The sequence below is a fragment of the Neobacillus rhizophilus genome (assembly GCF_018343535.1).
In the GTDB taxonomy this organism is placed as follows: domain Bacteria; phylum Bacillota; class Bacilli; order Bacillales; family Cytobacillaceae; genus Neobacillus; species Neobacillus rhizophilus.
This window is the reverse complement of sequence record NZ_JAGYPF010000002.1, coordinates 618,416-642,147: the sequence shown is the minus strand read 5'-3', so window position 1 is coordinate 642,147 and position 23,732 is coordinate 618,416. Positions and strand designations below refer to the sequence as shown.

Below are 23,732 nucleotides of genomic sequence, written 5' to 3'. Positions count from 1 at the left end.
AAAAATTAACTCGCCCCGCCGTGGGCTTTGGCAAACGACTCGGTTACCTTCGAGGTATCAATATTGTTCAGCTTCCCGGAAACGTATCGATAGTGATCGGCAACTTGATAGATTCTCGAGGCACATTTTTCTTGACCGATTCCTTCAAAGCCTCCGCCGATTCCAGAAGCGATACTTTCTAATTCGTTTATGATCTGCTGAAGTTCTCTTTTAATCAAATAAAGCTCCTGCTGTGCATGTACATCCATCACCATTTCCCCCATTACAAGCATTTCTGTTCCTAAATCCAACCCTTTTTAGCCAGTTCACAGGCTGCCCATTATTTTCCGCTCTACCGTTTCAAAGTCGTCGGCCGTTTCCTCCAAGTAGGCGGCGCATTTTCTCAATTTATAGCTTTCTCCCGTGAACAAATCGGCCTGAATCAGATTCCATAAATCCAAAAACCCGACCTTGGTATAGAGGGAGTCCATCCTCCGGTCAATCTGGCCTAATCTTCTATTGATGCTTTCCAAACGCTGGGCATAGCTGCGCAGCTTATACGTATCCACCTGAATAAATGGGTGCGCCGTCGCATATTTGTAGCCGGAGTTGAAATGCTTTTTAAACCAGGAAGAAACACTATTGACCACTTCGCCCACAAATTCCTTCAGGGCATTCTTAACTTCATGGGTAAATTCCACAAACCGGTCAATCGCCTTCTTCAGATGATCGACAAACTTATGGACCAAATCTGGCAGGTCATTCACAAGAAAGTTCCCAATCCTCACCATCACGTTGATGGTAAAGGAGTACAGCATCAGATGGCGCTGGACGCTGCCCAATATTTTTGTCGCAAGCAATGCGGCAATGCCCTGGCCAAAATAGCCTGAAAAAGGATTTCTCTCAATAACAGCATTGCCGTCTTTGTCAATCATCATGGCATCAACGGCATGCGGACCGAAAAACCCGTCCTGTGTCCCATTGTTTTTCACATACCTTACTGGATACAAGGTGGTCCCGAGCCAGGCGACAATGTCCCCATTGACCACAATTGCGTCAAACTTATCCCGCTGCAGTGCCGCCAGCTGATCCGGACTTAATTTGTAAGGATTGATTGGCTGCGGGTTGATGGTATGGACCTCTTTGACATTGTTATAGTTGGTCACATATACTTCGGCAGCCAGTTCACCGCCCTTGGAATGGCCGAACAAATAATTGTTCCCGCTCTTATCCTCATTTTTTTCAAAAAAAGCAATGGCCTCGAGCGACTGTGGGGACACACCGATAGAGGCAGTCATCGTATTATCCGCCATATCCTTCGGATTGTGGAGCAGGTCATCCATTCCTTCCGTTCCCCTGAAGGACATGCCGGTTGCGCCGGTTTTCGGGTCAACATAGGCAATCGCACAAAAGCCGGATTTATCATTTCGGTTCGTATAGTCCTTGATCACCAAATGATCCAGCCCTGCGGCTTTAAGCTCTTTTGCCAGCTTTGGGTCGGCCGCCTGGACCCTTTTATAAAGAGAATCTCCCGCATGCCAGTTTTTTGTTGGCATATCTGTATAAGCAATCTTATTTAGGACAGCGATTTGACGATCTTTTAACTGATCTAAAGAGACTTGTTCAGCCATGCCTTCAACCTCCTACTGTCTTTAGCTGACTCTTGAACTCTTCAAACGATAATCCTTTATCTAAAACCGTCAGCGTCTCTTTTACAGATTTGTCAAATTCCTCCCAATCCTGGACTCCGTAGAGATAGAAATTTTCCACATATTTTTTCGCTTTGTCTTCGTCCCCGGAAAAAGCAACTATGAAACTAATATTTTCCGAATCAAACGTCTGCAAAGTTTGGTAGACTTGATACAATTCCTTTAACACTTCATCGTCCGCTTCACCTGAAATGGAAATGATGCTGTCCAAGCTGTAAACATCACCCTTGGCAAACGTAAATTCTTTCTGTTGCATATTTTCGATTGTGAGGTCTTCGTTATTCAGATTGGCGTACGTTTTGGCTGCCCGTAGGTTTTTGATAGAAGTGTAATCGATTTTTGCATCAAACAGTTTACCAGCATAAGCATTGGGATAATTATCATAAAACTCTCCCTTGCTCGACAATGTTTCCTGAACATTGACCAAAACGCCATCCTCCGATTTGGCAATCAGAATATTCTTATTGAGACTGTCATTAAAGCCGCGTTTCGCCGGAATATACTCGATCTTCGTAAATCCCTGTCCATACGTATCCTTTAAATACTTAAGCATTGCCTGTTCACTGGTTTTGGCTTCTTTATCAGTTGACTCCTGCTTCATACACCCGCTCACTCCCACTGCTAAAATGATTAAAAGAAAGCTGTAAAGGATCCTTTTCATGGTCACTTCTCCAAACTTTATCTAATGTTTTTGTATTTATTAAAATCCACATGGACTTATTTTCAAAATTAAGGCTAAAGGCGATGGGGGAGCCATCACCTTCAGCGTGGTCACTTTTTCAAAAACTTTCTTATTTAAAAGCATCAGCTAAGTTAACGTTGGCTGTTTCTGTTTCAAAATAGCCTTGGTCAACATTTACACGTAAAAACTTTACATAGTTATCAAGAATCTCGTAATAGGTTTGGAAGTACTTCGCAGAAAACTCATCATAGGCGGAAACAGTTGCTTGTGCTGCTTCCCCTTCCCATGTATTGGTAAGATTTTTGATGGTGCTCTGGCTATTCTTCAATTCTTCCAACAGCTGTTGGTTTAGTCTTTCAATCGTATTCGCTATATCAGCCACCTGGGCCGTACTTACTTTAATCGAACCTGCCATGTATAAGTCACTCCTTCCTAGTTTGTTAATTTCCTGACTTGAACCATATTATTATCTTGTGTAGCGGCATAATTAGCACGCTGTGTATCAAGAGCGCGGCTTGCGGTTGCAAGCTTATCGGCCATTTGTTTTAAATCTTGATTGAAACCGTTAATTTGATCAACGAAAGCCAGGTTATCCTCGCCCTCCCAGGCTTCACCCATAGTGTTTGCTGCTTGCATTAACTGCGTATAAATTCCGGTGTAGGTTTCGGATAGTTCGGCTAATTTTTTTGAAGCCGTTTCAAGCTCTTGAGGTGTAACTCTAATTCGTTTCCCCATTTGTCATTCTCCTTTCTCTTTTTTAAAAATTTATATCAACATGAGTTTCGAACCGTTCTTGATGCCCAGCTCGGCAACCGGCATGTTAATATTGAAAATAATTCCTGTTTCAGCATCGCATAAAACCTCGCTGCCCATCGCTTTGAAGTTGCCATTGGAGAGGTCGGTCAATAGCGTCGACACCAGGGTGAGGACCTCACTCATTTGACTTTCCAAGGGAATGTACACATCGTAGCTTTGGTCTGCAGCAGGAAGGAAAATTTCCACGAGTACTTTATTCATCGTCGTCATCATTCTCCTTTTGCGAGTTTAATAACTTGACCTTGACGGCCTTCCCATTTTGGAGGGAGTAGGCAAAATCCGACGGCATCTCCTCACGCATTTCGGATGTGGTCTTGGCCGGCTTTAACTGGAATTGCTCGGTTATGCCGCTGCCAACCCAGATACCATTTCCACTGTGAATATGTTGTTTGAACCATTTATCAAAGGTCACGCTCGAGACATTCTTGGACTGTTCAGCAAACATAATCGTTACGTTATACTTTGCATCCCCTTTTTCCAAGACCAGTCCAAGCTTTTCGGAGCCTAGCTGCGAGAGCGCATTTTTTAAAGCCACAACGGAGTTGATGATAATCACCTTTTGCTTGAAATGCTCCACTTCGCGGCCCTCTTCAAGCGCCTCTTTGAAGGAGTTGTTCCGGTACACGACTAAATCAAACAGGTCGCCCGTCACTTCCTCAAATTCTTTGACGGTCGAATAATATTGGAAACCGGCATTGTTTTTCTGGATAAAACTTTGCTCGGCATCAATCAAGGTTACATCCACGCCCGCTTGTTGCGCCATGAACTCGGATAGGTCATGGACAAAGCTCTGGTGCTCGGTTCCAGCCGACAGAATCATATTGAGATAGGATTTGCCGAACGGATAGTAGTGAACGTTGAGCGAGTTCTTTTCCACCCCAATCGGAAGCGTGAGGCTGCCTTTTGGCCCGGCATATTCGGCCAGGAATTCGTGGTCCACTTGTTCCGGCAAAATCGGAACCCGCTTCGCGGCAGTTCCTTTCCAAGCTTCCTGCAGCTTCTGGCATTCAGCATGAATAGATGGATATGGCACATGTTCGGCGGTAATTTGCGCGACCTGGAATTCATAAATAGCATCCCGCTTGATGAGGCCGCGGCCTTTGCATTTCGATGGGAACAGCCCATCCGTCTTGCCGACAATCGTTGCATAATCGGCGTCATCATTTAATTGCAGGGTAATGAGCTGCTTAAAGTTCTGCAGCAGTCGGAAGCGGACTGCGCCCGTTCCCAGCGCAGTGAGGACAAAGTAGATTCCGTACTTGGTACCTTCACGCGACAGGTAAGAAACCGCCTCTTCCTTTTCGTCATAAATCTCGGTAAATGCCGAGAAGTTATGGATGGCAACGACAATCGCCGGAACCTTCTGGCCCGTTGCCTCGACATAGGACCGGTGGTCGCCGCCGTAATCAGCAAACAGCTTCTTCCGTTTTTCCACTTCACCCTGCAGCATTTTAAACAGGTTGCTGACCTTTTCGCTTTCATATGAAAGGATGACATCGCCAACATGCGGTGCTTTTGAAAAAGCCCTCAATGTTTCCGAAGCGAAGTCTAATAGGTAGAGATTGACTTCCTCCGGGGTATGCTCATGGATGAGCGAGTAAACCATTGTATTTAAGAAGGTCGTCTTGCCGGTACCGGCCGCCCCGTAAATGATGGTGTTGCCTTCGTCGGTCAGCGGCAGGCGGAGCAGGCACTGCTGTTGATGGACCGGATCGTCGTATTCGCCGATGACTGGGTTAAGTTTAAAGGAAGCCCTCCGGCTTGCGGTCGCAAACGATTTCCGAACGTCTTCTTGCACGGTTTCCGCTGCCGCTGCAATTTCGCTGACAGCCTCCTGAAAAACATCTGGCCTATTTTCTGAAGTTAGCCAAGTACCACGATCTGCATTGTATTTTTTTCGAATATCGGCCAGAAGAATAAGGGCTGGAATCGGCTCAAGCCAGAGCGGACGTATCTTAATATTCTCCTCAGCCGCAATATTACTTAAATAATCAGTAATCACATCAAGCTGCTTTTTCGGATTTGTGAAAAGGCCTTTCTTTTTATCGATCTTCGCCTGTTTAATCGGACGGCCGTTCCGGTCGATAACAACAACGCTGGTATCTTTTTCAACAACCACCTTGTCAGATGGATAATAAGGAGCTCCAGCCCAGGCCGACTGCCCCATTTCGAACAATTCGTTATAGCCGACCTGCAGGTAAAATCGGCCTGTATCCGTCAGTTCGGCAGCATCCGGACGCTTCAACATATCCATACTGTCGGCCCGTTCCTGCACCTTTAAGCTGACCCGGAATTTACTGTTACTCCAAATCTGGTCATCGACGACACCACTCGGCTTCTGGGTTGCCAAAATCAAGTGGACGCCAAGGCTTCGGCCAATCCGCGCCGCGCTGACAAGCTGAGTCATGAACTCAGGCTGCTGTGTTTTCAGCTCGGCGAACTCATCGGAGATGATGAACAAATGCTGGAGCGGTTCGCGGACGACTCCTTCGCGATATAGTTTTTGATATTTATAGATATCGATATTGCTCTCGCCCACCAATTTGCTGGCGTCAGCAAAAATGGCCTGGCGGCGCTTCAATTCACTTTCAATCGACACGAGCGAGCGCTTGATGGCAGCGCCGTCAAGGTTCGTGATGATGCCGGCTGTATGCGGCAATTTTTCAAATGACTTTGCCATCCCGCCGCCTTTATAATCAATTAGAATAAACGCCACCTCATGTGGATGGTAGTTTACCGCCAGCGACAAGATATAGGAAATGATAAATTCACTTTTACCCGAACCCGTCATCCCAGCCACTAAGCCATGCGGCCCGTGGAATTTTTCATGAAGGTCGAGCTTGAACAATTCTCCGAGGGTGTCCACTCCAACCGGAGCTTCCAGAGACTTCGTTGGATCGTTGTCTTTCCAGCGGGTCAAAGCGTTCAAATGCTCCACCTTGCCAACCCCATATAATTCCAGGAACGTGACCATTTGCGGGAGGTTAAAGGAATTCGCCAGCGTATCAAGCGGCACATTGGCAAGCTTGACGCTTAACTGGTATGGGTCAGCGCCGTTCAGGTAGATGTCCGGTGTGAACGAGGTCGTCTTCCCGGTAATATCGTTTTTGTCGAACAGCTTTCCGCTGTTTTCTTCAAGCTCCACAACCATCGAGCACTCTTTCGGCAGGTTTTTCAGTTCATCATAAAAAGTGACGATACTGATATGCAGGTTTTCTTTCTTGGCATACACCTGCTTCAGCATCTCGGCTTTAAAGGCGAGCTCTTTGCTCAGGGCAAACACGATGTAGTACGGCTTGACATCCTCCATCTCGCTCTCATTCGTGTTCGCACGGATCTCAATTTCCTTTTCGATGTAGGCGGAAACTTCCTTCACTTCATTGTCATTGGTGGCGACAAAACGGAACTTATTATCATTGCTCCAAACGTGCGGCAGCCATTTGGCAAAGCTGAATTGTGCTTCCTCATCCTGATCATAGATGAAAATCATTTTTACTTCGTCGTAGCTGTACAGGGCGGACAATTGAAAAATCAATCCTTTGGCAAACTCGATTGTCTGCTTACGGGTGCCGATGACGCCGGAAATATGATTTTCATATAATGATAGGGTAATCGGAATATTTTTCAAAACCTTTGGCGATTCCACCAAGGTGTACAATTCTCCCTGCAGGTTGTCATCGTCAATCGAGAATTTTTTCTCCGAATAGGTAAGGTCTGCTGCAAGCAGGCCGCTGCCTGTGCCGACCCGCAATTTCAGAAAGTCGTTTTGGCCGGGGCCGCGCTCCCACAGATTGCGCTGGACATTTTCAATCCGGTTGATGCAATCGCTGATGGGAACATGATTTTCCCGAAGAATTTCCTCCTGCTTTTCCGCTTCTTCATTAAAGACGACAGCGATTCGGTCGAGATAATCCTTGTATTTTTCCTGGCGGATTTTCTCTTTTTTCCGTCTGCGCCGCATATCGAACTTTTTAGTTAGGATTGGCCAAAGGACAGTTCCCAGCAGCATGCTGCATGACATCACGATGGACGGAATCGCCTTAGAGATATCGCCGGTCGACATCGCGTGATTGACTGCAAAAAGCGCCGTCGCCATTGAGGCCATCCCCATTGTCATCGACGGACCAATCACCAGCATCATCGGCATCTCTTCACCAATCGCGTTCGGCGGCGGGGAGTCGATTTTGATAACTGCTTTTTCGACATCGCGCTTAAAACGGGGCGAACGGTAAAAGTAGTCAACTTCCGGCACTTCGTACTCTTCTTCCTCATCCGGGGTTTCGACCGTTTGCGGTATGAACGGCTTTAACGCATGGGTCTTGATGGTTAGCGTTCCGTCTGGATTGTTAAAAGCAACAAAATAGCTGCCGATGATCATTTTATAACCCATTATGTATATAGTGTCGCCAATCTTTAAGGCTTTGCTTTTCACTCTTTCGCCGTCGACGAAGGTTCCGTTTGAACTGTTTTGATCCTCGATGCGCCACTGGCCGCTATGAAAGGACAGCTTTGCATGTGATGCCGAGACAAAACGATTGGCCAGCACAATGTCGTTCTGCTCGGTCCGGCCGATGGTAATCTCGATATCTCGGTCAACCAAGTATTTTGTAAAAATTTGTCGGTCGTCCGTACTTGGCTCTGTGAAAATGATCGTTTTTTGGTCCTGGGTAGAAAGTCCTAAGTTATATATGCTTAACGGCTGCAAGACCGTATTTCGGATCGACTTCCCGGCATTGTCGAGAACCTTTACATCCTTATTCGACTTTAAAATCCACTCTCCATTGATCCCTTCAATGCCGATCAGTTTTCTGGAGAATTTGCTATTGGAATCGTAGATCCAATACTGTCCCCGCACCTTTTCCGGCAAGGATATCGAGTGAATCCTCTCCTTATTAATTAACGTAACATTCATCATTCTTCTCCTTGCATCATATCTCTAACGCTGCAAAGCCAGCTTGGGATTCGCCATAATTATCCATAATCTTATTCTCACATAACTAATGTCCTACAAAAAGAGACTAAATTACCATTTTATGGAGGTCCGAATTACTAATAGTGAAAAATGGAAAACAGATATGCGGTTAACTAGGTAGTTGATTTCTCCGCTCTCTGAAGAGGTACTGCTCGATATGCTGGATCGCCGCTTTTTTCGATAGTTTAATTGTTTCTATGGACAAAACTGGTGGAAATGGAGCTGAAAATGTCCGGAGGAAGGGATGCTGCGGAAAATTCCGGTGGAAAATAAAGAGGAAATGTCCTTAAGCAAGTGGGCAGCCACCAATAAAAATGCTGTTTTCGTATAGTTTGTTGCTTTTGGCACAAGAAAAACACCCGTCCATATGACGAGTGTTTTTATCTAATGCTTGGGTCAGGCATTTCCCCATCATCAACTGAGGATTTTAAGATATTATAAATATCATTTGTTATATTTGCCAGATCGGTAGAATTGTTTCGAGCATTTAAACAGACGACAATGGAGGTCTTATCATTATAATAAGTATGCATCACGTACCAGCCGCCCAATACGCCAATACTGTATGCCGAATCCCCATCATAATACAGTCCTAAACCATATTTTGAATGTGGCGAAGGTGTGAGCACTTGCTTAAGACTATCCTGGGAAACTAGTTTTCCACCCATTAAGGCGTAATCAAATTGGGACAAATCATAGGCTGTTGAATAAATGTCACCACATGCAAATAAGGAAGTCGCACTTAACCATTGGGTTATATCGACTTTGTTATCATCCTTTGTAAGATAGCTGACTGAATTATAGGGAAGCGGTTGCTTTGTTGTGATAAAACCAGTATCCTTCATTGGCACCTTACTAATTATATTTTTTTGTATAAAATCCTGTAGTGGCATGCCTGAAACTTGCTCAATTACATAACCAAGCACCATATAATTAGCATCTAGATAATCCCATTTCGTCCCAGGTGCAAATTTTAACGGTGCCTTTTCAATTTCCTGAACTAATTTCTGTGGAGTGTTAAGACCTCTATTCCAATGAAGCTTTTGAATTCCGGATGTATGGGTTAAGAAATGATATAGTAATAGCTGATTTCCTTCAGGAAAGTTTGGAATATACTTTGAAATCGGATCTTGAATACTAAGCTTATGCTGTTCCTGAAGCATCATAATACTTGTTGATACGAAAATTTTTGTAATCGAACCAATCGGATACGTGGTTGATGGATCATTTGGCAGCTTTTTTTCCACATTTGCATAGCCATTTCCCTCATTAAAAATAAACTGGTTGTTTTGAGAAACAGTAACAGTTCCGCTTATGTTATTAGCAGTTATATAGTTATGTATTTTTTGTTTTAATGCATCTACCTTTTGTTTGTTCATTTCAAGTTTGGTTTGCTCAACTTTTTTCTTTCTTTGCAATTCTTTTTCTATATTAATTTCTTGCGCCTTTACTTCTTTCGCTGCATTATTATTTGAACCCTTATCGGTTTGAATCAAACCAAAACAACCGCTCATACCGGCGGTGGCAAGTGTAAGGACTAACAGCAGTGAACCAAGTTTCTTTAATGTCATCGGTATCACGCAACCTCTTAAGAGAATTAGGAAAAATTCAAATACTTGGATATTATAACATACGTCCTATTACAAAAGAATTAGTTTTAATATGCCAAATACATAAATAGATTTATTTTAAAAAACGCGTAGGAAATTCATATGGAACTTATTGCACTTGCTATGGCTGGAACATCATGCAAGGAATAACTTTTGAATTTACATAAGTTTTTGGAAGCACCCTGAATCTAGGTATAAAGAAAACTCGCCAATACTATGGCGAGTTTCATTTTTTTAAATCAGTAATGTTACGTAATCGGAAATTTCAGAAGTTTAGAAAAGCCCCTTAAAACGAAACTCTTTACGATATTGCCTCGACTTTATATATATAAGGTTCATTTTAGAGTATTCTGCTGCGTTTGCTCCAGGGTGACCTGTTCGGTTTCATAGAATTCCTTCGTATATTCCGCCTGGACGGCATGAGCGTTTAGTATGTTTTCTAAAATCAAAATATAGTCTGTACATTTTTCCCCTTTAATACCCAATGTTTCCGCCTCAATCCGGCCATCGGGAAAAATGCGGATTTGAAGTTTTTCCTCCATCTGCCCTCATCACTCCCTTTTTAGAAATCGATTGTCCTGCCGCCGCGGTTAAAGCGGACATCATCTGCATAACCCTGGCTGTCTGCCTTTTCCAATCCGCCGCCTGGTACCAGCACAGGGTCTTTTCCATATTCCTTGAGATCCTCCTGCGGTGTGGCTGCAACGGCACGGACGTTGGCCCACTCGCGGATTCCGCGGATTTGCTCAGCCTGGGTCACTGACAATGGCACCGTATTGGCAATCGCCCGTTCGAAATCCTCCAGACGAATCGGCCGGTCATTGGAATAAGCCTCAAACAAGGCATCGATGACAAGATGCTCAATCTCGGCGCCGACAAAGCCGTCGCAGTTTCTTGCCAGCGTATCAAGCACGTTATCCGTTAACTGGAAATCGCCCTTTACTTCCTCATCCTTGATGCGCTTCTGGATGTGCACCTTAAGAATTTCCTTTCTCTCCCTGAGCGTCGGCAGGTCGACGAAAAAGATTTCATCAAAGCGTCCTTTCCGCATCAATTCGGGCGGCAGGCCGGAAATGTTGTTAGCTGTGGCGATGACAAATACAGGGTTTGTTTTTTCCTGCATCCATGTTAAAAACTGTCCGAAAATCCGTGATGAGGTCCCACTGTCTCCGCCACTTGTAATGCCGCTGAACCCCTTTTCGATTTCGTCAATCCAGAGGATGGACGGGGAAATTGCTTCGGCGGTCTTAATCGCCTTTCTCATATTCTCTTCACTGCTCCCAACGAGCCCGCTGAAGATTTTCCCCATATCGAGCCTTAAAAGCGGAAGCTGCCACATTGAGCTAATCGCTTTACTGATTAAGCTTTTTCCACAGCCGGGAACGCCTGTAATAAGCACCCCTTTTGGCGCAGGCAGGCCATATTTACGGGCTGAATCGAGCCACGACTTGTTTCGTTTCGCCAGCCAGCGCTTGAGGTTTTCCAGTCCGCCGACGTCCTCGATTTTTAAATCGCTGGTAATAAACTCGAGAATTCCCGTCTTCTTAATGATTTGTTCCTTCTCTTGTAAAATAACCTTAACATCGTTGATATCGAGTCGGCCGTCCTCAACCATCGCGCGGGCAAAAGCGTTTTCTGCCTCTGACAGGGTCAGCCCGAGCGCTGCTTTTGCAAGCCTTTCTTTTTCTTCGGTGGTTAAGGATATTAGGATTCGGCCCGTCTGCTGATTGACGCGAATCATCTCATCGAGCACTGCTTCAATTTCATTAAAGTTCGGCAGGTCGAAATCGACAATCGTGATATCCTTTTGCAAATCGTCCGGAATCATCAAAAACGGGGACGTAAAGATGACATTAATCGGGCTCGGGCTTTGCTTTATTTTTAATAAAATATCCCTTAGCTTCCGGATCACCTGGAAGTCGGCATGCCGCCCCTGTCCGCCAAAATAGATATGAAAATCCTGCAGCACGATGATGCTCGGCTTGTCATGTTTTTCAATAAACTCAAGCGCCTTCATCGGCTGTTTGTTGTCGCCGATGCCAACCGACTGCCGGTTATGGTCCTGAATTCCCTTTGTGATGCTCCAGGTAAACACTTCGCGCGGCGTTTTAATCAGTTCTGTGTCCTGGGCTACCGAGCGGATCAGCGAGAGGACCCTGTCCTCCTCCCAGGTTTGGATATATAAATAAGGAAATCTAGCCTTCAGTAGGTTGGCCAGCAGTATTCTCGTTCCTTTTTGCTTGACGATAGCCATGTTTCTCCTCCTTCTTTTACTTATGTATAAACAGAAAGCCGGAACTCTCCCCGGCTTCCCCTAGTTGTTTAATAATCAATGACTCTTCCAGAATGGATATGTGTATCAGTATGGTCAGTTTCGGAAAAAATCAGACGCTGCTTCATTTTTTCCAGCGTGTGCTCCTTCAATCCCATGATTTGCGCGAACTGTTCAAAGGATTCGAAACCGCCCAGTTCCTCGCGTTTGACGACGGCCTTTTTTGCTAGAATAATCCCAATCTCAGGTATGGCCGCGATTTCCTTTTCCGATGCTAGATTAATATTAATTTTCTCGATTTGATGATTTTTTGAAAAAAGCGGCTGGATCGGCGGGGTTAACGGATCAGCTGTTGCCTCCTGCTGTTTCACACCAGCTTCACTTTTTTGCTGCGGTGGCTTTTGCATCTTCCTGCCAAATTTCGCTTCCGCCTCCTGCCTAAGCTTCATCACCTCTTGATTGAGGAACGTTTTTTCATTGGCCTTTAACACATCCAATTGAACCAGATAAGCCGGGCGGATTTTAAAGGCATGGATAATCGGAACAATCCACAATGCCAGAAAAATCATCGCTTCAAATTCCGTGTAAGTCGGAATGAACGCCAGCAGGAAGACCCCCAAATAAATAAGTCCATAAATCCGCCAGCGCGCATTTTTAGCTTTGGTGCCTGCATAGAAAAATGCAATATAACTAGTCATGCCGATGGGTAGAAACGTGAAGATGATCCACCAGCTATTCAACATCTCCCATTTCCTGCCTCTGTCTGTGTACACTTTCGCCAATTTCCTGCTCCCCCTCGTTTAACGATTTACCAGATAGGTTAACTGGATGGAATGATCCTCAAGCAGTTCTTCTTTTTCTAAAATCATTCCCTGTTCCTTTGCCTTTTCTAGTAAATGTTGATAGACTCGTTGCTGCAGGTAGTGGGTGTAGGAACCCTCTACCTTTTCAATCCATTCCTCGAATGCCTTGATGTCCGCCGTTTTCGGGAGGACAAGCGAGTAGCAGCCCTCTTCGTTGACGATAAACGTCACTTCGTTTTCATTGTTTGTTTGCAGGGAATCGAGTGTCTCTGCTTTTCGGAACGAGCAGCTCCACTCCTCTAAGGCCTGCTGAAGAAGGGACTCATCCTTCATTCTAGTCGGAAGGACGGTATAGTCCTGATCGTTTTTTTGCGAACGGTTGGCGATTCCTTCGACAACCTCTTTTGTAACCGCAATGGCCAACGGAACCAGTACAATTTCAAGACTCATTTCGTTATCTCCTTCTTTCGTAATCTAGTTCTAGCAACATATGTAAATCGATGGGCTCGGCCATTCCGTTGGCGGATATCGTGCCGTCGGGATGGAGCCGGATTTCTAGTTTGTTGGGGATCTGCGCCAGTTTGGTTTCAAAATGCTTATAAACATCTGTTAAAAAGCGATATTGCTGATTTTTCGAACCGATCCAAGGACGGCTAAGGTCGTGTTGGCTTTGGATGTAGGGGCCGTCTATTAATAAATCCGTTTCTTTTAATAGGCTGTGCCAACTTGAATTGGGCGACTTCAAAATCGTTTCATATTCATAACCGGTGAACGTCACAATCGATAGCTTCAAAGCTTTTATTTTTTGCGCAAGGGTGGTGAGCGCCTGGGCTTGGCTAAACGGCTCGCCGCCTAAAAACGTGACGCCTTCTAGTTCAGGTGATGCTTCAAGGGTACGTTTGATATCTTCGAAGATTTCGTCAATATCCATCAAGCCGCCGCCGATTGGGTCCCACGTATGCGGGTTAAAACAGCCCTCGCAGTGAATTGGGCAGCCTTGAACCCAAATGCAGTATCTTAGGCCAGGGCCCTCCACCTTCGTTCTTTTTTCTATTCTCGACAGCCTTAACATAGGCAATGCCATCACCCACTTAAAAGGAAAATTCAGGTTTATTTTACCACAAGAGCATTCGAAGGGAGAAGAGCCGGGGCCTTTAATGGGCCTTTTGGAGGAGGAGGGTTCTCCGGACAAAAGCGGTGGAGATTTAACCTGAATTGTCCTTAAGACTGCTCTCCAAAGACAAAACTGAAAAAAATTTGAACCAAATGTTTCCAAGCTTTCCTAGATCGGCGCCTGTCAGGCTCCTGAATAACTACTTCAGTAAAGTCATATAGATAGAAATGGGGGAAGCCGTTTAAATTCGTAAAAAAAGGAGGGAGTTTATGTTCAAGTTTTTTTCTAAGAAACAGAAACAGAAGAAAAATGAAGACACAATAAACTCCCTTCTGTTAGATAAGCTGGACCGGATGATTGAGCTCCTTGAAAAGCAGCAGCAGGAACCGAACGGAAAAAGCATTCACATCGATAAAGTCCATATCGATTATCTTGAAAATATCACCTTCCAATTAGAGAACATTGAAATAGATGAGTTAAGCGGGAAACTGCTGATTGGCACAAATATAAGTGGCTCTGATGATTTCGCCGCCTCGATTATTCAAAAGATTGACAAGCAGGAGCTAAAAACAGAAGCCATGTCGGAAGATGCCGAGCCCTCAAACGAAAACATAACCAAAACCTCCAAAGGCTTCCGCTTCCGTAGCGGCGGCTGAACCTCTCATCCTTTAATCACGTGTAATATTGGCAATTTTAATATCTTGGTCATCAATAATGGAATCAATCACATCCTTGTCAGTATTGATGGCGACATTAGCAATGGAATGATTTCTATTTTCATAAGTGCTCACGTTTGCATCAGTCGCCTAGGCACGGGAAAATGTGTGTCATTCGCCCATAACATGAATATGATAACGAAAAAAGGAATGGGCTGAATTTGGATGAAACTTTCATTAGGCAAGATTAACATTACCCATATCAGTAACACTTCAGGGGTTTTTTTTGGAAAGAAGAACACTCATCAACAATTTCATAGCGAAACCTGCAAAAACGAAGTCGTGGGATCTCTGTCCGGAAATGAAAATACACTCCGTCATAGCCATTGGATGAAAACCAGAGCAAGGAAGGATGAATAATTCGTGGCATCCCCCATTTTATCTCCAACCTTTCACATCGGTACCATCAATATCGGCCATATCGAAGCAGCATCGGTTTTTAGTATCGGGAATAATTTCATTGATGATTTTAAAAGCAACAAAAAACATAACCAGGGGCTAGGCAATATTCACGGCAACCGAAATAACTTTGCTCATTCGAGTGCGGGGTTGACCAATTATGATGAAAATCAAAAGGAAAATAAGGAAACGACAGCGGCCCCAGCAACGCCCCTTAAAGGACAAGTGCCTCCAAGCAAGTAAATACTGCAAGGAGGCATTTTGTTTATTTTTTTGTCGCTTTCCGAAAACTATCGAACGCTTCCATTATGATCGTAACCGCAAATCCTACGGCGATGAACCGCCATATCCAGTCCAGGAAAGATGTTAGTGATCCTATTGTGGTATCCATTGTTTGAGTCATGTAGGGAATGATGGCAGGATTGAGCAAATTCGGGGTATTGGCAATAACGAGAAAAACAACGAAACTCATAACATGAATAATCGTATTGGCACACGCAAGCTTCAGTGTCCATTGGCGGTCCCGCCATTTAAAAACAACTAAGCCTAATTCCAGAATGGCGATGAGTACGATGATGGGCCAAAATGATAATAAAGTATTTTGATTAAAAAAGGGCATAACAAATTGAAGTCCGCTGCCCTCCACAGATTGATAGATTCCTACAATATCATCAGCCCAGAAATAAATCATCAGCCAAAAAATGATCCAAATAAAGCTAAAGATCACTTCTCCTCTTGATATCGCCTTCCTCTTTGGAATCATGTCAACCTTTTTCAACTGATCAGGCGTCCAGCTGCTATTATTTTTTGAAAAATGAAAGCCTTCTTTTGAAAAAGCAAACCTTTCTATCGCGGCGAAAACAGCGGTAATCCAAAATAATACATACATAAGCACCATGATGACATTGGCAATGATGTTTCCAATGGCTTTCAGAACCATAGCCAGGATAGCTTCATCACCGGCAAACGACATAATACCTACGACCGCATGGACGATAGCGGTCACTAAAATAGCCCAGGGGATTGTCTTTTTCAACGTCCAAATATAGGCATCATATACGTTTGGTCCAATCAAATACATCGGTTGATCCCGATAGCTCGCAGCGAGTACGGCAGGGTCGCCAAGCTTTGAAAGGGCGTCCTTTACGTCATCTTCGGTGTACTGCTCCGGCAGCATGTCTTCAATAGCAGCACGCAGTTCCAAGTCAATATCTTGGCGGAGTTTCTCCGGAAGTCTTCTTGTCACCTCGTACACATACACATCAATCAAATTCATCGTCCTTCTCTCCTTTTAATAAGGAATTTAACTCACTTGTCATCTGGGTCCATTCATTTTTCAATTGCTCATAAACCTCAGCTCCATATGCTGTTAAAACATAATACTTCCGCGGCCTGCTTTCAGTTGTGTCCCAGTTGCTTGTCACGAGTTCTTGTTTTTCCAAGCGGCGCAACAGGGGATATAACGTACTTTGTTCAATGGAGACACCTGCCACCTCAAGCCGCTGGACAAGTGAATAGCCGTATTGGGGCGTACGTAATTGACTTAAAATGGCCAGTGTAAGCGTTCCTCTCCTCAATTCCGTCGTGAATGATTGCAGTAAAGAACTCATGCTAATCCACCTCCTAACCACATACTGTAGGTCATACAGCATTGTATTTCATACAACATGACTACATTCATATTATTTTATATTTGTAGAAATGATTGGGCATCTGGAACAAAACGGGCAGGACAATCCAGCCCATTTGCAGAAATTCAAAAAACGCCTGGATAATCACTATCGAGACGTTATAATCGGGGTGTTCAAGGGATTTCCTTGTGACCGCCCCCCATAATAATTTGTTAGACATTGAAGACATAAACTCTAGTTTAGAATAACCAATATGATAATTTATTCGAAGTTCTATTAACCTATATCTTTTGTTTTTTCACTGGGGGATATACAAAATGATTTTTCTAAACGGGAATAATTTCGATAAAGGCTCAATGGTAAAAATTCAACGAAAAATTAACCACGACAAGGATATTAAGAGACTGATAAAAGCAGGGAAAAATCAAAGGAGGCCGCTCTTTACATTGCACTTATTTAAAGGATAATATGTTAGTGATAGGAAAAATTAGCTATGGCAAAAGAATCACAAAAATGAGCAGCTGGTATAAAGGAATGTGACAAAATGAAGTTAATGGTTTTTGATGTGGACGGGACTTTGTCTGAGCACGGAACGGCAATCCCTGAGGAAGTCGCGGAACAATTAAGGCGCTATGAACAAAGCGGGCTCATGATTGGAATTTGTTCCGGGAAACCGGCCTATTACTTAGCAGGCTTAGCGCGAGGGATGGGATTGAAAAAGGCCCAAATAATCGGCGAAAACGGCGGCGTTATTTTTAATGCGGCAACGTTGGAGGAATCTTATATTGTCAAAAGACTTCCGGTATTAGATGAAATTGAAAAGAAAGCCGTGGCAGATTTTAAGGATAAAATTTGGATTCAACCTAACCGCATCGCCTTGACTATTTTTCCAAAAAACCAACAGGAAGTCCCGCACCTTGCGGAATATTTCAAGGACATGCTGACACCGATTGAAAAAGAAGTCGTGATGTATGTGCATGTGGATGCCATCGACATTGTTCCCGTTGGGGTGGACAAAGGGGCCGCTTTAAAAAAACTGGCGAAAGAATTACAAATAGAGAAGGAAAATATCATGGCCTTCGGGGACTCCGCCAATGATCTCCCGATGTTCCGCGAATCCGGCAAGGTGGTCATGATCGGCCAGCGGATTGAATATCCAAACGCCGTATCATTCGAAAGCATCCATGAGGCCTTTCAATCAAAAACCGTCCATGACTTCATTAAATAGGAAAATGGCAAATGGGAAAAGGGGAAGTTACAGTTGAAAGCGGAAGTATACATACTTGGATTGTTTACATTTCAAGGGGAAGAAGACGAAAATATCGTTTTTAGCAATGAACAATTAAACATCATCAATACCAATATTGAAAATCAGTTGGGCATCAAAAGAGTCAGCCAGCCCAGTAAATGGGTTAACTATCCATTAAATAAAAAGGAACTAATGGAATGCCTTCACACATCGGCCTGTACCATCACGGCGGCGGAAATGGGATATTACCATCATCGCGTCATTTTCCGGTTTATTCTTGAAGGGGAAAACCTTCACCCTGAACTGCGCAATATAAGGCAAAACCTGAAATCCTATTCAAAGGAAATTATCCAAAAGGCCATCATTCAGCCGAACCGGGATCTAAAGTTTATAGACTTTGACATTTACCCGCTTTTTATTATCCATGAAGGGTTAAACTTTTTCATGAAAAAAGAAGACCCGGTCTTTTCGAATGATACGACGACAATGGCCTTTGATATCACCGAACCTAGTAAACTATCGCCGATTGGCAAGAAGTATAACATTCGCATCAGTATCCCTTCGACGATTATCTATACAAAGGCCGGGGTCAGCGATGATTTTCTCAAAGCGATGATCAATTCCATCTATCAATACTGCCTCTATGAAAAAAAGGAATTAAATAAGCAGAAAAAAATAACTGAGATTGGCGAAGGACAGCTAGTCAAATTATGGCATCATATTATCGACACAATGGGTGGCAGGACTCTTGACAAAAATATTGCAAAGGTATCGCAGACGAATTACATCCTGGCCTTTGCCGCACTTCTGATTGCCATTGTCGCTTTCGATATCGAAAAATTCACGGCCAACTGGCACTATTTAACCGGTTCCGTCAAAACCTTTGCCAACGTAATATTTTCAATATTTCATTAAAGGGAAATAAAACAGGTGCCTGACCCCCGCTGCTTTAAAGTGTTAATGCAGCGGGGCTCAGGCACCCTTTCTATAAACTATTACTCTATCGCATCAATTTCTACCAAATCCCAAGAAGTGACAATAGCAAGCGGTTTTTGCTGCTGCTCTCCAGTTTCCGTAATGATAACAGCTTCGAGTTTTTGATTTTTCAAATGATATTGTTCAAAAATCTCTTCTACCTCGAAGATATCAATATCTTTGCTAACAAACTCGACAAGACGGTCCCTTTTTTGAGAGTAGAGCTGCCTTACCTCCACTTCGTCAATCACGATACTGTTGCCGGTTAGATGATTGGCAAACCAACCGATGATCTCCTCCGCCGTTAACAGCCACTTAAAACCGTTCTCATCATAAATAGGAAAAAGCGAAACGGATTTCTTTTGAATGACAGTTAAGACATCCTTCAGTTTAGCATTTTCATAATAGTAAAAAACTGGTTTGGAAGCGATCGAATATGCCGCCTTTGGCTCTAAGAGCAACTCGGCAATCATTTCAATTTTATCGACGACAGCCTCATGCGGCTCCGCTATATAAAATCCTAATTCCACCTTATCATGGACAATGGAGTTCCTAAGACGGGCAAACATTTTCAAGTCATGGTAGTACTTTCGAATAATCGAGTGGCGCGGAAACCCTGACCGAAGCAGGTCGGTAAACTTATCGGATCGTTCCTCCACTATATTCCGTTGCAGCCAGGCATGTATTTGGTTGAAGGCCACTTCGAATCGTTCTGATAGTTTTTGATTTTGCAATGTTGTCATACGCGTTTTCTCCTATAACGGCAGCCTCACCTGCGCGGTGGTGCCGCAGTTTCCTTTGCTTTGGAAGGTGATCGTTCCGTTGTGCTGTTTGATGATTCTAAAGCAGATCATCAGGCCGAGGCCTGTCCCCTTTTCCTTGTTGCTGTAGAAAGGCTCACCAAGTCTTTTGATACGCTCCTCACTGATTCCGATTCCGTTATCGATGACCTGAATCAGCAGCTTGTCACACTCAACCCCTACCGTGATTTTAATGAGACCTTTTCGCTTGGTATCCAGCGCATCCATACTATTTTTGCAGAGATTCAACAGCACCTGTTTGATTTGATTGGCATCGCACATGATCGTTGGGATATCCTGCGCTATTTCCAGCAGAATTTCCACATCCTTTAGGTGCGCCTCCGATTTGATTAAGGTCTCCACCTCTTTTAACAAAACTGGAAAATTCACTTGCTTCAACTGAATTTCTTGAGGCCTTGCCAGAGAAAGAAACTCCTTAATAATGTCCTCCACCCTGTCGAACTCGCCAAGAACGACATCAAAGTATTCGTCCCTGATGATTCCCTGCTGGAAAAGCTGGATAAACCCTTTAATCGATGTCATCGGATTTCTGATTTCATGGGCAACCCCGGCCGCGAGCTCGCCCACCAAAGATAATTTTTCCGATTTCGATAGCAGCTCCTCTGTTCTTCTCTTCTCCGTAATATCATTACTGGCCACCATTATATGTTCCACTTTGCCATTTTCGCTGATCACCGGCGTACCGGTACATTCCAGCAGCCTCCAATCTCCATTCGCATGTAACAAGCGCAGCTCCACTTTACAAGGTGTTTTCGTCTCCAACACCTCGACGAACACCTTCTTCATAAGGGGCACATCTTCCGGATGAGTCAGGTGTTCATTGTTGTGTCCCATGAAAAACTCAGGTGTGTAGCCGAGGACGGTTTGATGGGACGGAGTGGCGTAGACGCAGGTTCCATCCTGATCAAATAAAGTAATCAAGTCGGTCATGTTCTCCGTAATCAACCGGTACTTATTTTCACTATCATGCAAGGCTTTTTCCACTTTTCTTCTTTCCGTAATATCCACACACGAAGCGATGACCTCGACCACTTCCCCGCCTCGTTTAATCGGGCTTAACGCAGCAAGGTAAGTAACCCCATTCAGCTCGCCTTCGTAGGAAACATGTTCTTCCCCGTCCCAAGCCCTTTGATAATAAACTTCCTTGTCTTCAGCATAATCCTCAGGTAAAAACTCTGCTAAACTCTTTCCTACCACAAGACTAGGGATAAGGCCAAGCCGATACAGCAACTCCCCGTCACACAGGGTATGAATGAAACGGCCATTAATTTTTTTATACTTAAAGGTCATCCCTTGCTGGAGGCGGATGGTTTCATTTAATTCTTTCCTCGCAATCCGGACGAATTCCTCCGCCCACTTGCGTTCGTTGACGTCCTGCGATAAGCCGAATTCCTTCACCATCTGCTGAATGTCAAACCAATTGTTTTCAACTTCTTCGGCCGGTACAGGTTTTGTAAAAAAGTAACCCTGCCCTTCATCACAAAGGTGCTGCTGCAGGAACAATAGCTGTTCCTTTGTCTCGATTCCTTCCGCCACCACACTTAAGTTTAAATTATGCGCCATTGAGATGATGGTTTTCACAATCGTCTCGTCATTAGGGTTTTTGTGCAGGCTCTGAACAAATGCCTGATCAATTTTTAATGTATCTACCGGGAATTTTTGCAGGTAATTTAACGAACTAAATCCCTTTCCAAAATCGTCGATACTAATCCGCACACCCAGTTTTTTTAGCTTTTGTAACGTATAAATAGTCCGTTCAATACTGGCCGTCATGCTTTCCGTGATCTCTAGCTCTAAAAATTGCGGCTCAAGCTGCGTCTCATACAAGACAATCGCAACGGTTTCATGCAAATTGGATTGCGTAAACTGACGGGCCGATAAATTGACAGAGACTGTGGTGGAAAAGCCTTTGCGCTGCCAGTCCTTGCACTGTTTACAGGCGGTATATAAGGCCCACTCCCCAATCGGCGTGATCAACCCTGTTTCTTCCGCAATCGGGATAAAGGTACCGGGCGCAATCATCCCGAATTCCGAATGGTTCCAGCGGATTAACGCCTCCACCCCGGTAATTTTTCCTGTTTTTAAATTCACCTTCGGCTGGTAATGCAGAAACAGCTCTTCTTTTTCCAGCGCCTTATGGAGGTCCATTTCCATCTTTAATGGATTCATGTTGGAGTTATGTTCTCTTTGGGAATAAAATTTATAATTATTTTTTCCGTCATTCTTGGCATGGTACATCGCGAAATCCGCTTTTTTGATGAGGATTTCGACGTTTTTTCCATCTTCCGGATACATGCTGATGCCGATGCTCGGAGAGGTAAAAATATCATAGTTTTCAATTTGGAAGGGCTCACTCAAAACATCCAGCATTCTTCTCGACACCATTGCTGCAACATCGCGATTGGCATCTTTTAAAATAATGATAAATTCATCTCCGCCCTGTCTGAACACAATGTCCTTATCATGCAGGGATGACTTCATCCGTTCCGCTACTTCCTTTAATAAATGATCTCCGGTCGTATGGCCAAGCGTGTCGTTGATCAACTTGAAGCGATCAAGGTCTAAAAAGAGAATCGCCACCTGCTGGCTTCGTTCTTGAGCAAGGACCAGTTCCTTCGAAAGGGTCGTATTTAACTTATTTCGGTTAGGCAGGCCGGTTAAATAATCATGGTACGCCATATGCTCATTGGTTTCTTCAATTTTCACCTGATTGGTAATGTCCTGTGCGATGCCAAAGACACCATTAATTTGTCCATCTCCCATTAGGGGGACCACGGTCACGTTGAGATGAATAATCGAACCATTACAATTCTTGATGGACGTTCGAAAATTTTGCGGGGTGCCATTTTTACATTGCTCAAAATGATAGAATGTTTCGGGCAGCTTTTCCGGAACAATGAACCTTTGAAAAGATTGCTGCTTCAGTAATTCATCGTTTCGATACCCCATAAGACTTTCACAAACAGAATTGATACTTGTAAACTTCCCATCTAAATCAATAGAGAAGACACAGTTTGCATTATGTTCAAAAAGCGATTTGTAACGCAGATTGTTTTCTTTTAATTCCTCCTGCAGTTTTTTATGCTTGGTGATGTCTTTGATAATACAGTACACACCGACCATTTTGTCATCAATCATAATTGGAATACTGGTTGTGCTAGTGAAAAGAATTTCTCCGCTTTTATGGACGATTCGTAATTCCATCCGCTCGGAGTGGCCACTTTCCGCAAGTTTATAAGCTTGATAGGTTTTAGGCAGATCAGCTTTATAGACCCAATCTCTAAAAGACTTACTCATCAACTCTGCTTCACTGTATCCAGTTAAAGCCTCACAGCTTTTATTGACACTCGTCACTTTCCCTTTTAAATCCAGGGAACATACTAAATCATGGTTGTAGTTAAATAGTGACTTATACCTTTTTTCGTTCATGATGAGCTGTTCCTGCAATTGTAAGGACTCTCTTTTTTGCTCGGTAATGTCATAGATAGACCCGCTAATAGCGATGACCTTTCCCTTGGAATCCATGATCGAATGGGCACGATTCTCGATCCATCTTACTTCGCCATCCGAACGAATAATGCGATATTCCATGGTCGTCGGGCTGCCCTCCAGATGCCGGGCGATCGCTTGGTCAAGAATCCCCCTGTCTTCCGGGTAAACAGAGTTGTGCCACAGATATGGGTTATTTATAAGTTCTTCCTGTGTATACCCATAGATGGCGGCATTCCCTTTCGAAACCCATAACGCATCCTTTGCCAAATCCCTATACCAAATCGTTAATTCCGGGCTATCCAATAGTTTCCCTAACGCTTCATTCATCCCTATATGCTCATCAAAAAGGGCAGCAATCGACATGACCTTCATATGTAAAACTCCGCTCCTTCAAGACATATCCCTTAGTAGATTCCATAAAATTACATTTTATACCAAATATTCAAAATACACTCTTCACCATTATACTATTTCTACCAATAAAGAGAAATG

At 43.9% G+C, this 23,732-nt stretch carries 22 protein-coding genes; 4 read left to right on the top strand and 18 right to left on the bottom strand.

What is annotated here, in order from left to right; genetic code table 11:
- Positions 1 to 5 precede the first annotated feature (5 nt).
- The 13 genes from KHA99_RS10960 to KHA99_RS10900 form a co-directional block, all read right to left on the bottom strand.
- Positions 6 to 248 (bottom strand): hypothetical protein, encoded by a 243-nt coding sequence (locus KHA99_RS10960; protein WP_213117483.1) that lies wholly within the window; start codon positions 246 to 248, stop codon positions 6 to 8.
- A gap of 57 nt (positions 249 to 305) precedes the next feature.
- Entirely contained in the window at positions 306 to 1,610 is a 1,305-nt protein-coding gene (locus KHA99_RS10955) for a DUF2974 domain-containing protein (protein WP_213117482.1), read from the bottom strand.
- Positions 1,611 to 1,614: 4 nt separating this feature from the next.
- Positions 1,615 to 2,349 (bottom strand): hypothetical protein, encoded by a 735-nt coding sequence (locus KHA99_RS10950; RefSeq protein WP_213117481.1) that lies wholly within the window; start codon positions 2,347 to 2,349, stop codon positions 1,615 to 1,617.
- Positions 2,350 to 2,479: 130 nt separating this feature from the next.
- Complete coding sequence (locus tag KHA99_RS10945; protein ID WP_213117480.1) at positions 2,480 to 2,785, bottom strand: WXG100 family type VII secretion target; 306 nt, start codon at positions 2,783 to 2,785, stop codon at positions 2,480 to 2,482.
- Positions 2,786 to 2,802: 17 nt separating this feature from the next.
- Positions 2,803 to 3,105 carry a WXG100 family type VII secretion target gene (locus KHA99_RS10940; RefSeq protein ID WP_213117479.1) on the bottom strand — a complete coding sequence of 101 codons (303 nt, stop codon included), beginning with the start codon at positions 3,103 to 3,105 and terminating at the stop codon, positions 2,803 to 2,805.
- Between the two features lie 30 nt (positions 3,106 to 3,135).
- Positions 3,136 to 3,387 carry a methyltransferase gene (locus tag KHA99_RS10935; RefSeq protein ID WP_213117478.1) on the bottom strand — a complete coding sequence of 84 codons (252 nt, stop codon included), beginning with the start codon at positions 3,385 to 3,387 and terminating at the stop codon, positions 3,136 to 3,138.
- Positions 3,380 to 8,098 (bottom strand): type VII secretion protein EssC, encoded by a 4,719-nt coding sequence (gene essC / locus KHA99_RS10930; RefSeq protein WP_213117477.1) that lies wholly within the window; start codon positions 8,096 to 8,098, stop codon positions 3,380 to 3,382. Before essC ends, KHA99_RS10935 begins: the two co-directional genes overlap by 8 nt.
- Before the next feature lie 440 nt (positions 8,099 to 8,538).
- Positions 8,539 to 9,729, bottom strand: coding sequence for a serine hydrolase domain-containing protein (locus tag KHA99_RS10925; RefSeq protein ID WP_213117476.1), 1,191 nt, complete (start codon positions 9,727 to 9,729; stop codon positions 8,539 to 8,541).
- Between the two features lie 374 nt (positions 9,730 to 10,103).
- On the bottom strand, positions 10,104 to 10,310 hold the full coding sequence (locus KHA99_RS10920) for a DUF2997 domain-containing protein (protein ID WP_213117475.1): 207 nt from the start codon (positions 10,308 to 10,310) through the stop codon (positions 10,104 to 10,106).
- A 20-nt stretch (positions 10,311 to 10,330) separates the two neighbouring features.
- Complete coding sequence (locus tag KHA99_RS10915) at positions 10,331 to 12,022, bottom strand: Ycf46 family AAA ATPase (protein ID WP_213117474.1); 1,692 nt, start codon at positions 12,020 to 12,022, stop codon at positions 10,331 to 10,333.
- 68 nt (positions 12,023 to 12,090) lie between these two features.
- Positions 12,091 to 12,813 carry a ComEA family DNA-binding protein gene (locus KHA99_RS10910; RefSeq protein ID WP_307852061.1) on the bottom strand — a complete coding sequence of 241 codons (723 nt, stop codon included), beginning with the start codon at positions 12,811 to 12,813 and terminating at the stop codon, positions 12,091 to 12,093.
- 27 nt (positions 12,814 to 12,840) lie between these two features.
- Complete coding sequence (locus KHA99_RS10905) at positions 12,841 to 13,293, bottom strand: DUF1257 domain-containing protein (protein WP_213117472.1); 453 nt, start codon at positions 13,291 to 13,293, stop codon at positions 12,841 to 12,843.
- A gap of 4 nt (positions 13,294 to 13,297) precedes the next feature.
- On the bottom strand, positions 13,298 to 13,915 hold the full coding sequence (locus tag KHA99_RS10900) for a 4Fe-4S single cluster domain-containing protein (protein WP_213117471.1): 618 nt from the start codon (positions 13,913 to 13,915) through the stop codon (positions 13,298 to 13,300).
- A 311-nt stretch (positions 13,916 to 14,226) separates the two neighbouring features.
- On the opposite strand from KHA99_RS10900, the gene KHA99_RS10895 reads away from it, so the two are divergent.
- The gene (locus KHA99_RS10895; protein ID WP_213117470.1) at positions 14,227 to 14,613 is read left to right on the top strand and encodes a hypothetical protein; all 387 of its coding nucleotides are present in this window, start codon (positions 14,227 to 14,229) and stop codon (positions 14,611 to 14,613) included.
- A 12-nt stretch (positions 14,614 to 14,625) separates the two neighbouring features.
- Here the strand turns inward: KHA99_RS10895 and KHA99_RS31180 are convergent, their stop codons facing one another.
- On the bottom strand, positions 14,626 to 14,748 hold the full coding sequence (locus tag KHA99_RS31180) for a hypothetical protein (protein WP_261363789.1): 123 nt from the start codon (positions 14,746 to 14,748) through the stop codon (positions 14,626 to 14,628).
- Positions 14,749 to 15,036: 288 nt separating this feature from the next.
- Between KHA99_RS31180 and KHA99_RS10890 the strand changes: the two genes are divergently transcribed.
- Positions 15,037 to 15,315 carry a hypothetical protein gene (locus KHA99_RS10890; RefSeq protein WP_213117469.1) on the top strand — a complete coding sequence of 93 codons (279 nt, stop codon included), beginning with the start codon at positions 15,037 to 15,039 and terminating at the stop codon, positions 15,313 to 15,315.
- 22 nt (positions 15,316 to 15,337) lie between these two features.
- Here the strand turns inward: KHA99_RS10890 and KHA99_RS10885 are convergent, their stop codons facing one another.
- Both KHA99_RS10885 and KHA99_RS10880 read right to left on the bottom strand, forming a co-directional pair.
- Positions 15,338 to 16,348 (bottom strand): HAAS signaling domain-containing protein, encoded by a 1,011-nt coding sequence (locus KHA99_RS10885; RefSeq protein WP_213117468.1) that lies wholly within the window; start codon positions 16,346 to 16,348, stop codon positions 15,338 to 15,340.
- Entirely contained in the window at positions 16,335 to 16,682 is a 348-nt protein-coding gene (locus KHA99_RS10880; RefSeq protein WP_213117467.1) for a PadR family transcriptional regulator, read from the bottom strand. The genes KHA99_RS10885 and KHA99_RS10880 overlap by 14 nt, the downstream gene beginning before the upstream one ends.
- Before the next feature lie 565 nt (positions 16,683 to 17,247).
- On the opposite strand from KHA99_RS10880, the gene KHA99_RS10875 reads away from it, so the two are divergent.
- Entirely contained in the window at positions 17,248 to 17,931 is a 684-nt protein-coding gene (locus tag KHA99_RS10875) for an HAD family hydrolase (protein WP_213117466.1), read from the top strand.
- 33 nt (positions 17,932 to 17,964) lie between these two features.
- Positions 17,965 to 18,867 carry a hypothetical protein gene (locus tag KHA99_RS10870; RefSeq protein ID WP_213117465.1) on the top strand — a complete coding sequence of 301 codons (903 nt, stop codon included), beginning with the start codon at positions 17,965 to 17,967 and terminating at the stop codon, positions 18,865 to 18,867.
- 80 nt (positions 18,868 to 18,947) lie between these two features.
- On the opposite strand, the gene KHA99_RS10865 is transcribed toward KHA99_RS10870, so the two are convergent.
- Together KHA99_RS10865 and KHA99_RS10860 are read right to left on the bottom strand one after the other, a co-directional pair.
- Positions 18,948 to 19,670 (bottom strand): CBS domain-containing protein, encoded by a 723-nt coding sequence (locus KHA99_RS10865; protein ID WP_213117464.1) that lies wholly within the window; start codon positions 19,668 to 19,670, stop codon positions 18,948 to 18,950.
- A gap of 12 nt (positions 19,671 to 19,682) precedes the next feature.
- Positions 19,683 to 23,612: a PAS domain S-box protein gene (locus tag KHA99_RS10860; protein WP_213117463.1), complete on the bottom strand. Its 3,930-nt coding sequence runs from the start codon at positions 23,610 to 23,612 to the stop codon at positions 19,683 to 19,685.
- Between the last annotated feature and the right edge of the window lie 120 nt (positions 23,613 to 23,732).